11 protein-coding genes are annotated in these 13,529 nt (G+C 63.9%); 3 read left to right on the top strand and 8 right to left on the bottom strand.

Annotated elements, in window-relative coordinates:
* Positions 1-221 precede the first annotated feature (221 nt).
* The 5 genes from ACFFJK_RS21975 to ACFFJK_RS21955 form a co-directional block, all read right to left on the bottom strand.
* Positions 222-1,037, bottom strand: coding sequence for a lipid-binding SYLF domain-containing protein (locus ACFFJK_RS21975; RefSeq protein ID WP_379681796.1), 816 nt, complete (start codon positions 1,035-1,037; stop codon positions 222-224).
* 78 nt (positions 1,038-1,115) lie between these two features.
* Positions 1,116-1,610, bottom strand: a complete 495-nt coding sequence (locus tag ACFFJK_RS21970; protein WP_379681795.1) for a hypothetical protein — start codon at positions 1,608-1,610, stop codon at positions 1,116-1,118.
* Between the two features lie 707 nt (positions 1,611-2,317).
* The gene (locus ACFFJK_RS21965; RefSeq protein WP_379681794.1) at positions 2,318-3,850 is read right to left on the bottom strand and encodes a CHAT domain-containing protein; all 1,533 of its coding nucleotides are present in this window, start codon (positions 3,848-3,850) and stop codon (positions 2,318-2,320) included.
* A gap of 161 nt (positions 3,851-4,011) precedes the next feature.
* Entirely contained in the window at positions 4,012-4,329 is a 318-nt protein-coding gene (locus tag ACFFJK_RS21960) for a CU044_2847 family protein (RefSeq protein ID WP_379681793.1), read from the bottom strand.
* A gap of 119 nt (positions 4,330-4,448) precedes the next feature.
* Complete coding sequence (locus tag ACFFJK_RS21955) at positions 4,449-6,311, bottom strand: phosphoenolpyruvate carboxykinase (GTP) (RefSeq protein ID WP_379681792.1); 1,863 nt, start codon at positions 6,309-6,311, stop codon at positions 4,449-4,451.
* A 348-nt stretch (positions 6,312-6,659) separates the two neighbouring features.
* On the opposite strand from ACFFJK_RS21955, the gene ACFFJK_RS21950 reads away from it, so the two are divergent.
* Positions 6,660-7,652 carry a D-2-hydroxyacid dehydrogenase family protein gene (locus ACFFJK_RS21950; protein ID WP_379681791.1) on the top strand — a complete coding sequence of 331 codons (993 nt, stop codon included), beginning with the start codon at positions 6,660-6,662 and terminating at the stop codon, positions 7,650-7,652.
* A gap of 180 nt (positions 7,653-7,832) precedes the next feature.
* On the opposite strand, the gene ACFFJK_RS21945 is transcribed toward ACFFJK_RS21950, so the two are convergent.
* Positions 7,833-8,591 carry an L-asparaginase gene (locus tag ACFFJK_RS21945; protein WP_379681790.1) on the bottom strand — a complete coding sequence of 253 codons (759 nt, stop codon included), beginning with the start codon at positions 8,589-8,591 and terminating at the stop codon, positions 7,833-7,835.
* A gap of 154 nt (positions 8,592-8,745) precedes the next feature.
* Between ACFFJK_RS21945 and ACFFJK_RS21940 the strand changes: the two genes are divergently transcribed.
* Both ACFFJK_RS21940 and ACFFJK_RS21935 read left to right on the top strand, forming a co-directional pair.
* Positions 8,746-9,231, top strand: coding sequence for an asparaginase domain-containing protein (locus ACFFJK_RS21940; RefSeq protein ID WP_379681789.1), 486 nt, complete (start codon positions 8,746-8,748; stop codon positions 9,229-9,231).
* A gap of 106 nt (positions 9,232-9,337) precedes the next feature.
* Positions 9,338-10,960: a catalase gene (locus ACFFJK_RS21935; protein ID WP_379681788.1), complete on the top strand. Its 1,623-nt coding sequence runs from the start codon at positions 9,338-9,340 to the stop codon at positions 10,958-10,960.
* 207 nt (positions 10,961-11,167) lie between these two features.
* Here the strand turns inward: ACFFJK_RS21935 and ACFFJK_RS21930 are convergent, their stop codons facing one another.
* Entirely contained in the window at positions 11,168-12,064 is an 897-nt protein-coding gene (locus tag ACFFJK_RS21930; protein ID WP_379681787.1) for a recombination-associated protein RdgC, read from the bottom strand.
* Positions 12,065-12,152: 88 nt separating this feature from the next.
* Entirely contained in the window at positions 12,153-13,265 is a 1,113-nt protein-coding gene (gene dinB, locus ACFFJK_RS21925) for a DNA polymerase IV (protein WP_379681786.1), read from the bottom strand.
* Between the last annotated feature and the right edge of the window lie 264 nt (positions 13,266-13,529).

Here is a 13,529-nt window from a genome sequence, read left to right as displayed (position 1 = left end):
CAGGCCAATGCAGTGCTCATCAGCTAACAGCTCTTCCGTACTCACGGCCGCCTCCACAATCCTGAAACCATCGCGTCAGCATACGCCGAATCGATGTTTCAGGAATGTGGATGTACGTTAGGGCCTTCGCCGGGATGACGGTTCATAAACTGGTGGCACTGACGAAACAGGGGCAGTGCCTGCGGCGCTGCCCCTGTTCTTTTTGTCCACGCAGCCCGCTCCTACCTGCTGCGCTCCCGCTCCGACTCGCTCTTGGAGTCCTGCCCCGACGTCGTCCCACGCGTCCCGCTACCGCCCATGCTTGCCGCGGCGCTGCCGCTCGACGCATTGGCCAATGCCTGCCGCAGCATATCGGCCTGCGGATTCTTCACCTTGCCGGTCAGGACATCGCGTGCGGCCACCTGGCGCTGGTAATAGGCCGAGGTCTCGTCTTCGTCGTAGTCGATATCGCTCACGTTGATGGCTGCGCCGCCGAACAGTCCTTCTGTGTCGGACCACACCGTGATGTTGCCCCAGCCGGCCGATCCTTCGCCTTTCCTCGACCAGTCGACCAGGGTCAGCCCGGCGTCGGCATTCAGGGCAAACTTGTTGTTCTGCATGAAGCTGTTGAGCGCCTTCTGGTCATTGAGCACGAAGGCGATCGCGCCGGCCTCCGCACCCGCCTGCAGCCCGACGCTGAGGCTGCCCATGTTGTAGAAGGCCGGATTGCTCCAGGTATTGCCGTTGCGTACCAGCAGCACGCCAGCGCCGCCGCGTGCGCCCACGCCGAGCGCCGCACCGCCGTAGTCCGGCACCACGAACACGCCTTTCGAACGCTGCAGCAGGGAACGCATCTCCTGCGACGCCTGCATCTGCTGCACGACCTGCACGGCCTTGTTGACGTGCTCGGTCGCATTCTTCATCTCTTCCTTGTTGCGCTGCGTGCCCGGCGTGCCGGCCTCCCTTGCCGGCCCGACCTGGGCAGTGGCAAGCCCGGTCGTTCCGGCCAACAGCGCGACAAGGGTAGTCGCGACAACTCGCTTCATGGTCGGGTTCATGGTCTGGTCCTCCTTGCATGACGTTGGAAATCAGGCTTGCCATCCTTCGGCTACCGGGTGGCTGGTGGATATGACACCCTATTGGCCGCCTTGTTCCTTGAGGCGGATGTCCATCCAGACGCATGTGGCCGTACAGGTAAAACCCGCAGAGGCGGGATCGCTGACGTTGTAGGTCCAGCGTCCCTGCGCGCCCTGGTACGTGACCTGGCACAGCCCTTGTGCAGGCAGGCGTACGGAGGAGAGGAAGCAGGCGTCCGCATTGGCCGAATCCGGAATCTGCTTCCAGGCGCCATTGGTGGATTCCTTGAACGACACATGGCGCACGTTGGTGGTCACCAGCTCGAGCTGGTCGACGATCTGCTGGAACAGTTGCTTCTTGTGGCTTTCCGTATGCTGCTTGAAGCGTTCGGCCTCGGCAGCGACGCGGCCCTCCACACAGCTCAGTGCCGACTGGACATCCCCGATTTTCTGGATCGTGCTGATTTTCTCGTAGCAATCGCCCTGTGCAACGGCACCGGATGCCGATCCTGCCAGTACACACGCCAGCACACTCGCCTTCATACGGGACTTCATTGGCAACCTCCAATCTTATTGTTTATCGAACAAACAATCCGCGCTTCTTTCGCTGACCACGCGATTACTGCAATCGCCGGTGGGGGGTGGCGGCTTGGCTTCCGTTTCGGCTGGTTCGGCAGAGGCGCCCGGCTTTGGTTTGACCGCGGACGATGTTGCCCCGGTTTTCGGGCGCTGCTTGGCCGGGTCGCCGGCCCCCGGAGCGATGTGCGCACCCTCGCCCGGCGTGCCCGGGGATCGGGTGTCCGTCGGCCCCGGCGTCGGCTCCGGCGCCGGTGGGGACTCGGTATCGGGCTTGGCGGGCGCCGGTGGGGCCGTCGATGCGGCGTCTGTGGCCGGCGCTGGCTCTGGCGTTTCCTTTGCGGCCGGCGGTGGGGTGCTGTCCCCATCAAGAGAAAACTTGTCCGGGCCGATCGTCACGCCCACGGCAGCGGCCAGCAGGAGCGCTGCCGCGCCGGTCAGCAGGAAGCGCCTGCCGTGCGGAGTCTGGACCGGGGCCACCTTTGCCGGTGGGGCGCTCGGGGGAATGTCCCGCTGCAGGGTGGGCTCCTGCCCGGATCGCGGCGTGTCCCTGTTCGTCTGGCCGTTCGGGGGTACAGGTGGCTCGTTCGGGGGAAGCCCCAATTTTTCGGATGGGATGGGTTTCGTTGCCTCGACCCGGGACGTGATGTCGTGCTCCAACGGAGGCGGTTCCGGTTCGGGCCCCGTTACGGCCTGTGCCGCTGCTCCCTCCAGCGGACTGTCGAGCCGGTCCGGCGGGGGCGGTGGCGGAGCGGGGGGCGGTGCAGGCCCCAGCGCCTGGATGGGTGGCGCGATGGGTTGCCCGGCCGGACCCGGTTCCGGCGACAAGGGTGGCGCGGGTGGTGCGGGCGCCTGCGCCGGTGCTGGCGACACGACCTTCCGTTCGTCCCGGCCCGGCCGGGGCCTGGTGGCCGACAGACGCTCCTTCTCCTTGGGACGGGTAGTCCCCGTCTTTTTCGTTCTGGACGGGCTTGCCTCTGCCGGAAGCGGCACCGCGCTCTGCTGCGTCCGGATTTCCTGCTCCTGCCGTGTCTTTCTCCCCCCTCCAGGCCCGGCTCCATGCCGGGAGGAGGCGCAGGGGGCTCCCATGGCTTGTCGGGCTCAACCGGGCTGGGAGCCGGGCTCGCAAGCCGGTTCGCCGGCGGTAGAAACAGCTGGCCGCTGAGTGCGCGCATGTACAGGACGGGCGTGCCCCATTCGATGGGGTAGCCGTTTGCCTGCATGCGCAGCCTTGCTTCGGTCAACGAGGTATCGACCGCGCCGATCTCGATCAGGTCGCGGTAAAAATAGCGGGTGAAAATAACTGCGGCCTCATCCGTGATGGAGGCCTGCATCGCCACCACGGCAGGCACGCCCTGCCTGAGGAATCCTTGCGCCAGGCCCGAGAAAGGAACGTCCTGGGCAATGGCGCCGGAGCAGGCGTTCAGCACGATGAGCCGCGGCAGCGCCCCGCCGGGAAAGACGGCACGCAAATGGGTCGCTTCCATCTCCTGGCCCTTGCCGGACTCCTGCTCGAGCACCAGCTTGCCTGGCACCCCGTGCCCCACGAAGTGGAAGATATGGGCACCGTAATGCCGAAGCGAATCCCTGAGATTGTCGAAGGTGCAGCGTCCCGGTACCTGGCGCAGTTCGAGCCGGCCGGCGGTGATCGAGGGTTCGAGTGCATCGCACAGGATATCCCACTCGCGTGTAGTGTCGAGCCGCGGGTGGTCCCGCGGCGAGGACAATGCCACGAGCACCCGCAATGGTCCTTCGACCATGATCGGCGGCGTCGGTTGCTTGACCGGCAAATAGCGGACAAGAGGCGTGTGCTCCCTGACTGCCAGGAATTCCCGGCTCTCAGTGTCGAACAGGAACTCCCATGGCCTTACATGCAGTTCGCTGTCTTCCGGCAGCCGCAGGCGTATCCGCAATCCTTTGCCGGCACGGAAGGAGGCATCCAGCGATGACCGGAACAGGTGTTCGATGTCGCCAGTAAAAACCGCTTCGAACAGCTTGCCGCCGAAGTCCTGGATCATGTTCGCCCTGCTCGAACGCGACCCGCGCTGCCTGAGCCCCCCGTAGATTTCCGTCAGCCGTTCGTTTTCCTCTTCGGCGTCGAACGGCCACTTCACGTCGGCAAAGGGGCAGTCTCCTTGCGGCGACTCCAGCACCCGCGCGCACAGGTGGTCGCCGCCGTGCGGGCGAATGATCTCCAAATCGAAGTTTTGATAAATCATCGCAACCCCAATGCGATCCACGACATGGCGCTCACACGGGTATGCGAAGAGAGCCATGTGCCTTAGACAGCATCGCGCAAAAAATATGCGCAGAAGAGAAAATAACGTCATCGGCGCCGGCAGGGGGGCGCCTCGGGGCGGCGAAGTGCTTGTGCCTGCTTCTATGCCGGCTTCCAGGCAAGCTTGATGCGCAGGTTCCCTTCCGCAATGCCTTTCGCGATCACGACATCGACCTTCGCGCCGAATTTCAGACCGAACTCGACTTCGACCAGGTCCGGCGCAACATCCAGGCCTTTGCAGGTGTTCATCGCCGCTTCGGCAACAGAATGGATAACCGACAGCGCATCCTCGAACGACTTGCCGACTTTTTCCGTGACCTCGGCAACACCCACACCACGCACGACGCTCCCTGTGGCGGCTTCCTGGGTTTCGACGAGCACCCTGCCACCCGGTACATTGAACTCAATAAGCTTGTTCATGGAAATTCCTCTGTCCAAATGAAAAAAGGGACAGGCGGCTGCCTATCCCTTGCTTGCTTATGTGCTGCTGATGCGCCGCCTGGGCGCTTGCCTGCGGCAGCGCCCTTGGCCGGACGTGATTACGCCGCCAGGCGACGCTCCAGTTGCTCCTTGGTCGCCACCAGCTCTTGCGGCAGGTGGTATGCCAGCTTCTCGAACAGCTCGCTGTGCAGTTTCAGCTCTTCACGCCATGCGTCCTTGTCGATCGAGGTGATCTGGGTGAACTGCTGCTCGGTGAAGTCCACGCCGTCCCAGTTCAGGTCGCCGTAGTTGGGCGAGGTGCCGAACAGGTGTTCCTGGCCCTTGGCGGCCGTGCCTTCGGCGCGGTCGAGGATCCACTTCAGCACGCGCATGTTGTCGCCGTAGCCCGGCCACACGAAGCTGCCGTCTTCGCCGGTGCGGAACCAGTTGACGCAGAAGATCTTCGGGGCGGTACCTTGCGCTTCGATTTTCTTGCCCAGGTTCAGCCAGTGCTGGAAGTAGTCGCTCATGTTGTAACCGATGAACGGCAGCATGGCGAACGGGTCGCGGCGTACGATGCCCATCTGGCCGGCAGCGGCAGCGGTGGTTTCCGAGCCCATGGTCGCGGCCATGTACACGCCTTCGACCCAATTGTTGGCCTCGGTAACCAGCGGCACCGTGGTGGAGCGGCGGCCGCCGAAGATGAAGGCCGAGATCGGCACGCCGGCCGGGTCGTCCCAAGCGGCATCGATGACCGGATTCTGGGTCGCGCCCACGGTGAAGCGCGCGTTCGGATGGGCGGCCTTGGTGCCGGAGGCCGGCGTCCAGTCCTTGCCCTGCCAGTCGATCAGGTGGCTTGGTGCTTCCTTGGTCATGCCTTCCCACCACACGTCGCCGTCGTCGGTCAGCGCCACGTTGGTGAAGATGACGTTCTCGCGCAGCGAGGCCATGCAGTTCGGGTTGGTCTTGTCGTTGGTGCCCGGGGCCACGCCGAAGTAGCCGGCTTCCGGATTGATGGCGTACAGCTTGCCGTCCGCACCCGGCTTGATCCAGGCGATGTCGTCGCCGATGGTGGTGACCTTCCAGCCGTCGAAGGCCTTTGGCGGGATCAGCATGGCGAAGTTGGTCTTGCCGCAGGCCGAGGGGAAGGCGGCTGCCACGTATTTCTTTTCACCCTTGGGCGATTCGACGCCCAGGATCAGCATGTGCTCTGCCAGCCAGCCGGTGCCCCCAAGCTGCGCTTCCTGGTAGCCCATGTTCGAGGCGATGCGCAGGGCGAAGCACTTCTTGCCCAGCAGCGCGTTGCCGCCGTAGCCCGAACCGTAGGACCAGATTTCGCGGGTTTCCGGATAGTGGACGATGTACTTGGTCGGGTTGCACGGCCACGGCACATCTTTCTGGCCGGCGGCCAGCGGCATGCCGACGGTGTGCACGCAGGGCACGAATTCGCCGTCGGTTCCCAGCACGTCATACACGGCCTTGCCCATGCGCGTCATGATGCGCATGTTGACGGCAACGTAGGGCGAATCGGACAGTTCGACGCCGATGTGGGCGATCGGCGAGCCCAGCGGGCCCATCGAGAACGGTACCACGTACAGCGTGCGGCCGGCCATGCAGCCGTCGAACAGGCCGTTCAGGGTGCGGCGCATCTCGGCCGGGTCCATCCAGTTGTTGGTCGGGCCAGCCTGCTCCTTCGTTGCCGAGCAGATGTAGGTGCGGTCTTCGACGCGGGCCACGTCCGACGGGTCCGACCATGCCAGGTAGGAGTTCGGACGCTTGGCCGGGTTCAGCTTCTTCATCGTGCCGGCTTCGACCATCTGCGCGCACAGGCGGTCGTACTCTTCTTCCGAACCGTCGCACCAATAGATGCTGTCAGGCTTGGTCAGGGCGGCGATGTCGGCCACCCAATTGATGAGCTGTTGGTGCTTGACGTGAGCTGGAACGTTGAGTGCGGCGACGCCACCCATCACGGGCTGGTTCATAGATACCTCCAATGCCAATTAAGAATGCTGTCTGTCCCGGGCACGGCAGGATCGTCCGTCTGGCCTTGCCTTTACAATGGCATTCGCTCCAGCGGAGCGCGGCGCGGTGTTACGGCGGGCGGTCGTGTCGACGGCCTCACGGCTGAGGCCGGGAACGGTGCTGCTGGGGTCGGCGATACATGCCAGACCCTTAATTAATTGGCCGATTGTACACCTTGAAAACCCGGATTCAGCTCAGCTACTACAAAAAAGTAGCAAAATATTCCCGATTAATGTAGTAGGCTATTCGCCATGTTTTTGGAACCTGTTATTTAGCTACGCGACAAACATTAAATGGAAGAAACTCCCATGCGAATAGCTGTACTTGACGATTACCAGGACGCGGTGCGCGGTCTTGCCTGCTTCCGATTGCTCGACGGTCATGAGGTCAAGGTCTTCAACCATTCCGCACGCGGCCTGGGCCAATTGGCCGCGCGGCTGGCGCCGTTCGATGCCTTGGTCCTGATCCGCGAACGTACCGCCTTTCCGCGTACGCTGCTGTCCAAACTGCCGAACCTGAAACTGATCTCACAAACCGGCAAGGTCAGCGGGCACGTCGACGTGGAGGCGGCGACCGAACACGGCATCGCCATCACCGAAGGCATCGGCTCACCGGTGGCGCCGTCCGAACTGACCTGGGCGCTGATCATGGCGGCCAGCCGCAAGATCGTTCCCTACGCGAACAACTTGAAGGACGGCCTGTGGCAGACGGCCTCGACCAATCCGGTCCTCAACGGCCTGGGCCGCTCGTTGCGTGGGCGGACGCTGGCGATCTGGGGATACGGCAAGATCGGGCAGCTGGTGGCGGGCTATGCGCGGGCCTTCGGGATGCGCGTGCTGGTATGGGGCAGCGAAGGCAGCCGGCAGGCGGCGGTGAACGATGGCTTCGAGGCGGCGGTGTCGCGCGAGGCCTTGTTCGCGCAGGCGGACGTGCTGAGCCTGCACCTGCGCCTGGGCGAGGCGACGCGCGGCATCGTGAAGGCGGCGGACTTCGCGCGCATGAAACCGGACGCGCTGTTCGTCAACACGAGCCGGGCCGAACTGGTGGAGGAAGGGGCGCTGGAACAGGCGCTGCGTGCGGGCCGGCCGGGCCATGCGGCGCTCGACGTGTTCAGCAATGAACCGCTGCGGCCCGATTCGCCGCTGCTGCGCATCCCGACCGTGCTGGCGACGCCACACCTGGGCTACGTGGAGCAGGACAGCTACGAGATTTATTTTCAGACGGCGTTCGAGAACGTGCTGCGGTTTGCTGAAGGGAATCCGGACAATATCCTGAATCCGGAAGCGTTGGGGAAGCGCTAAACGTGCGACTTGAATGCAGAAATTGGGCTCCGGCCTTCGCCGGAGCGACGGTCTTCAGGTTGACGTGCAAGGCAGCCACATCACTATTGAGCCTCAACGTCGAAACGTCATCCCGGCGAAGGCCGGGATCCAATTTCGTAACGCAGTGACAACAGAACCGAGCAATAGCGAGCAGCGCAATCAGCGCAGCTCTGGCTCACCCGTAATGAGATTGACCTTCCGCGCCGGCATCACATGCGTGCCGGTCCACAAGCCCGCCCAGCCCGGCGGCCAGCCGATCACCGGCCCCGAATACGGCTGCAGGCCCGCGCGCACCGGTACCACCGGCACCGGCGGCGCCTCGACCAGCTTGCCGCCTGCGGGGCGTTCCATGTTCAGGCTGTACATGTAGCCTGGCAGCAGCAGCTCGCACACCTGCGCGAACCAGGCCGTGTGGTCTTCGTCGCGCCCCAGCGCCTGCGCGAGTCCCTGCGGATCGAACCTGGCCAGCGCGTGGATCAGCTCTTCCGTCGTCGCGCCCGGCGAATCGCCCCAGCCCATGACCGGATTGTTGTTGTAGTCGGCGCCCGAGCCATACCAGCCTTCGCGCCAGGTGCGCTGCATCCAGTTGCGCGGGCCGGTGAACAGGTGCCAGCGCCAGTGCAGCCCCGACGGCTTCGGCCACGAATACAGGTACAGCTTCTGGTAGCCCGCCTTGTGCAGCTCGCGCACCACGTCCATCAGGCGCGCATGCGGCATGCGGTCCGGCGGCGCGCGCCGGAACAGGATGGGCTCGCCGTCCGCGTGCTGCACTTCGTCGCTCGAGAGGTTGAGGTCGAGCGTGCGCTGCTCGCTGCCGAAGCGTGCCGAGATCCAGCCGGTCAGCAGGTTGACGTGGGTGATCACGCCATAGCCTCGATGGCGGTGGAAAATGACGGTGCCCGGTGCGACGGCTTTCATGGACTCTGGTGGATAGTGTGAAGAGGAAAGGAAGGGAACGGCGGACGCACATGTTACTCATCCGATCCAACCGATTCTAGCGCTTCGCAGTCGGATACACTACCGTTTGCGGCTATCATTACCCACCTTTTTTTCTGCACGTGGACAAACCAACATGACTTTGCGAATCATCGCCACCGGCGGCACCTTCGACAAACACTACAACGAACTGAACGGCGTGCTCGGCTTTGCCGAGAGCCATTTGCCGGCCGTGATCGCGCGTTCGCGCATGACTATTCCGGTCGAGCTCGAAGTGCTGCCACTGCTCGATTCGCTCGACATGCAGGACCCCGACCGCCAGCGCGTGCTGGCCTCCTGCCAGGCGGCGGCGGAAAAAGCCATCGTCATCATCCACGGCACCGACACCATGCGCGAAACGGCAGCCGTGCTGGGTGCGGCCGGGCTGGACCAGACGATCATCCTGACCGGCGCCATGATTCCGTACGAGATCGCCAACTCGGACGCCCTGTTCAACCTGGGCTTTGCCTGCGGCGTCGCGCAGACCCTGCCGGCCGGGGTCTATGTGGCGATGAACGGACAGGTGTTCCCGTGGGATAACGTCACCAAGAACCGCGCCGCCGGCGTGTTCCAGCAACTGTGATGCAGCGGTAACCACCCGCTTTTTTCCGGAGGGCAGCCGCGCGCTGCCCTTCCCCACCGCTTCCTATACTGCTTTCTTCGACTGTCCCAAAACGAAGGAGAGAGCAATGAGCGAGCAGCGTCCCATCCTGACCACCCGCCAGGGTCACCCCGTCAGCGACAACCAGTCCCTGCGTTCGGTAGGCGAGCGCGGTCCGGCCACGCTCGAGAATTACCAGTTCATCGAAAAGATCACGCACTTCGACCGCGAGCGCATTCCCGAACGCGTGGTGCATGCGCGCGGCACCGGTGCGCACGGTTACTTCGAGCCCTACGGCACCATCGGCGGCGAGCCCGCCAGCAAGTACACGCGGGCGCGCGTCCTCAACGAGCTCGGCGTGCAAACGCCCATCTTCGTACGCTTCTCGACCGTGATCGGGGCCAAGGAATCGCCCGAGACGGCGCGCGACCCGCGCGGCTTCGCCATCAAGTTCAAGACGGTCGACGGCAACTGGGACCTGGTCGGCAACAACCTGAAGGTCTTCTTCATCCGCGACGCGATCAAATTCCCGGACATGATCCACGCGTTCAAACCGGATCCGGTCACCAACCAGCAGGAACCGTGGCGCTTCTACGATTTCATCTGCAGCCATCCGGAAGCGCTGCACATGGTCACCTGGGTCAAGAGCCCGTGGGGCACCCCGGCGACCTACCGCGAGATGGAAGGCTCGGGCGTGAACACCTATAAACTGGTCAACGACCAGGGCGTGGCCCACCTCGTGAAATTCCACTTCCAGCCCAAGCAGGGCGTGCGCAACCTCACCGCCAGCCAAGCGGCCGAGATCCAGGCTCACGACACCAGCCACGCCACGCGCGACCTGTACGAGGCCATCGAACGCGGCGACTTTCCGGAATGGGAATTCTGCGTGCAGGTCATGAGCGACGACGAGCACCCCGAGCTCGACTTCGATCCGCTCGACGACACCAAGCGCTGGCCGGAAGACCAGTTCCCGCTGCTGCCGGTGGGCCGCATCGTGCTGAACAAGAATCCCGACAACGTGTTCGCCGAAACCGAGCAGTCGGCCTTCGGCACCGGCGTGCTGGTGGACGGCATCGACTTTTCGGACGACAAGATGCTGCAGGGCCGCACGCTGTCGTATTCGGACACCCAGCGCTACCGCGTGGGGCCGAACTACCTGCAGCTGCCGATCAACCAGCCGCAGGAAGGCGCGACGGCGCGCACCAACCAGCGCGACGGCCAGATGACCTTTTACGTGGACGGCCGCGGCGAGGACAAGCACATCAACTACGAACCGAGCCTGATGGGCGGGTTCCAGGAAGCGCCGAAACCGGCGAAGGAGTACCACCAGTGGGTGCAGGGCCACCTGGGCCGCTACCAGACCACCCGCACGATGGACGACTATGCCCAGGCGGGCGTGCGCTACCGGACCTTCGAGGACTGGGAGCGCGACGACCTGGTCAACAATGTCGGCGGCGACCTGAAGAAGTGCCCGGAGCCGATCCAGCTGCGCATGGTATGGCACCTGTGGCATTGCGACGAAGACTACGGCCGCCGCGTGGCCGAAGTGGCCGGCATCGACCTGGAGCGCGCGAAGGCCTTGCCGCCGCTGCCGGGCAAGCCGGCGCCGCACCAGAACCGGCAGGGGGCGACCTATTCGAGCGGCAAGCTCGAGGGGGGAGATGCGACGGGCAAGGAGCCGTCGACCAGCGAGGAGGCTGCGGCCAAGTAGGCGGTGCATTGCGCTGTCGTTGAACAGCTGCAAACTACTGGAAACGTCGTCGGTCTATAAACGTCGCTCCCGCGAAGGCGGGAGCCCCAATTTTGCAAGCGTATCGGTAACACAAACAGAACCTGGGTTCCCGCCTGCGCGGGAACGACGTTCAAACTGCGACGGTCGCCGGCATGTGTATCACTGTGCCCGCGCCGGTGGCGACGATTACGCCTTGGCTTCCCCGCCCAGCGCTTCGACCACATCGGCCAGCAGCTTGGCCAGCTCGCCCGTCATCAAGGTGATGTCGTTGTCAAAACGCTCGTCGTCGCTGTAGGTGACGGCTTCGCCTTCCTTGATCACGTCGAGCGGCTTGACGCCCTTGATGGCGAGCGATTCGGTCAGCACGAAGCTGATGCGGTCGTTCCAGGTCATGGCCAGGCGGGTGCACTGCTTGCCCGCGGCGATGTGGCGGCGGATGTCGTCCGGTTCCAGGGTGTGCTTCACGTAGCGCACGGCCGCGCGGCTTTCGCCGGTGGCGCGCAGTTCGGTATCCTGGTCGATGGTGAAGCCGTACGGCGCTTCGTCCGCTTCCAGCCAGCCGGTCATCACGGCGACGGGGGAACGCTGCACGCGCAGCGACTCCAGCGGCATGCGGTCCACTGCCTTGAGCAGCAGCTTGATGACGTCGTCCGCCTTCGATGGGCTGGCGGCATCGACCACCAGCCAGCCGTTGACCGGGTCGATCCAGACCCAGACGTTGCTGCGGATCGAGAAGGCGCGCGGCAGCAGTTCGTCGGCCACACGTTCCTTCAGTTCCTTCATTGCCTTCTTGCCCGGCGGGAAGCCCTGCTGCTCTTCCAGCTCGGCGGCCTTGGCCTTGGCGACCTGGTTGATGACCGAGCTCGGCAGCAGCTTCTTTTCGGTGCCCAGCATCATCAGCATCTGCTTGTTGACGACGTGGACGAGCTTGCCGTTGCCGCGTGGCGAATCCCAGCCCTGGCGCAGCAGCTCGTTGCTGCTGGCAGGCGTGAAAGCCTGCGATTGCAGCGCTTCTTCCATTTGTTCCGGGTTGAACGCCCAGGGAGCGGGCAGGCGATAGATCTGGAGATTCTTGAACCACATACGCTGTTATCCGATTGTTTCAGTATTTCAAGGGAACGACATTCTACGCTGCTAGATGGAAATTTCACCCGGCAGCCGTCGCAAAAATTTATTCTGTTGCCGAGTCGCCAACGGCTTCGACGATCGCTGCCGGCAGCCCATCGTCGAACAGGCGCAACTGCTCGACCGTCTCGGTATCGCCCAGCCGCACCCCCACACCCAGCAGCCGCACCGGGCGGCTATGCCGGGCCCAGCCGGTTTCCATCAGGCGTGCATAGGTCGGGATATGTGGCGCATGGCCAACACACTCGACCGTCGTCTGCTGGAAGTCCGAGAACTTGATTTTCACAAAGAGCTTGTGGATGAATTTCTCGGCGCCGTTGCGCTTGATGCGGCCGAGCAGGTGCTCGACCAGCTCGGGCAGCAGGCGCAGGCAGGCGGCCAGGTCCGGCACGTCCGGCGTGTAGGTTTCTTCTGTGCTGATCGACTTGCGCTCGCGCGAGGTATTGACTTCACGCTCGTCGATGCCGCGGCACAGCTTGTGCAGGCGGTAGCCGAAGCTGCCGAAGTGTTCGGTCAGCCGCTCGATGCTCCAGTGGCGCATGTCGGCACAGGTCTGCAGGCCGAGCCGGTTCATTTTTTCGGCCGTCACCTTGCCCACGCCATACAGCTTCTTGACCGGTAGTGCCGCCACGAACGCGTCCACCTCTTCCGGCCGCACCAGGAACAGCCCGTCCGGCTTGTTCCAGTCGCTGGCGATCTTGGCCACGAACTTGTTCGGCGCCACGCCGGCCGAGGCGGTGATGCCGACGGTCTCGACAATGCGGCGCCGGATCTCCTGCGCGATCAGGGTGGCGCTGCCCTTGCAGTGCGGGGAGTCCGTGACATCCAGGTAGGCTTCGTCGAGCGAGAGCGGCTCCACCAGCTCGGTGTAGTCGCGGTAGATGTCCATGATCTGGCGCGAGGCGATGCGGTACTTTTCCATCGCCGGCGGGATCACCAGCAACTGCGGGCACAGTTTCATCGCCTGGGCGGTCGCCATGGCCGAATGGATGCCGTAGCGGCGCGCTTCATAGTTGCAGGTGGCGATCACGCCGCGCTGGTCCGGACGGCCGCCGACGGCGAGCGGACGCCCGCGCAGCGACGGATCGTCGCGCATCTCGACCGATGCATAAAAACAGTCGCAGTCGCAGTGGATGATTTTACGGAGCGGAGCGTTCACGAGACGGGGCCGCCCCGAGGTGGGGCCAACTCAGGCCGACTACTGTAATTGCATACAGTATCAACTGAAAGTGGAAATCTTGCAACTGTAGGGTGGTCGGCAGAGCCGACCACCCTAAAAAACCTGTATGCAATGTCGATCGGCATAGGGGGCGGCCCTGAGGGCCGCTCCCCTGCCACACCACCCGGCATGCGGGTCCGCACCGGGCGGTTCGAGTAGTTGAGGTCAAGACAGGCGGGGTACGCCCAGTCGGTCGAAGTAGCC

This window comes from Massilia consociata (assembly GCF_042432755.1).
GTDB classification, from domain to species: Bacteria; Pseudomonadota; Gammaproteobacteria; order Burkholderiales; family Burkholderiaceae_D; genus Telluria; species Telluria consociata.
Note: the sequence above shows the minus strand (reverse complement) of the source record. Positions and strands in the feature narration are given on the sequence as shown.

Bases quoted from the DNA above. Each gene is read 5' to 3' on its own strand.
- ACFFJK_RS21955 (WP_379681792.1), bottom strand. From the start codon at position 6,311: ATGAACCAGCCCGTGATGGGTGGCGTCGCCGCACTCAACGTTCCAGCT.
- ACFFJK_RS21960 (WP_379681793.1), bottom strand. From the start codon at position 4,329: ATGAACAAGCTTATTGAGTTCAATGTACCGGGTGGCAGGGTGCTCGTC.
- ACFFJK_RS21975 (WP_379681796.1), bottom strand. From the start codon at position 1,037: ATGAACCCGACCATGAAGCGAGTTGTCGCGACTACCCTTGTCGCGCTG.
- ACFFJK_RS21970 (WP_379681795.1), bottom strand. From the start codon at position 1,610: ATGAAGTCCCGTATGAAGGCGAGTGTGCTGGCGTGTGTACTGGCAGGA.
- ACFFJK_RS21965 (WP_379681794.1), bottom strand. From the start codon at position 3,850: ATGATTTATCAAAACTTCGATTTGGAGATCATTCGCCCGCACGGCGGC.
- ACFFJK_RS21945 (WP_379681790.1), bottom strand. From the start codon at position 8,591: ATGAAAGCCGTCGCACCGGGCACCGTCATTTTCCACCGCCATCGAGGC.
- ACFFJK_RS21930 (WP_379681787.1), bottom strand. From the start codon at position 12,064: ATGTGGTTCAAGAATCTCCAGATCTATCGCCTGCCCGCTCCCTGGGCG.
- ACFFJK_RS21935 (WP_379681788.1), top strand. From the start codon at position 9,338: ATGAGCGAGCAGCGTCCCATCCTGACCACCCGCCAGGGTCACCCCGTC.
- ACFFJK_RS21940 (WP_379681789.1), top strand. From the start codon at position 8,746: ATGACTTTGCGAATCATCGCCACCGGCGGCACCTTCGACAAACACTAC.
- ACFFJK_RS21950 (WP_379681791.1), top strand. From the start codon at position 6,660: ATGCGAATAGCTGTACTTGACGATTACCAGGACGCGGTGCGCGGTCTT.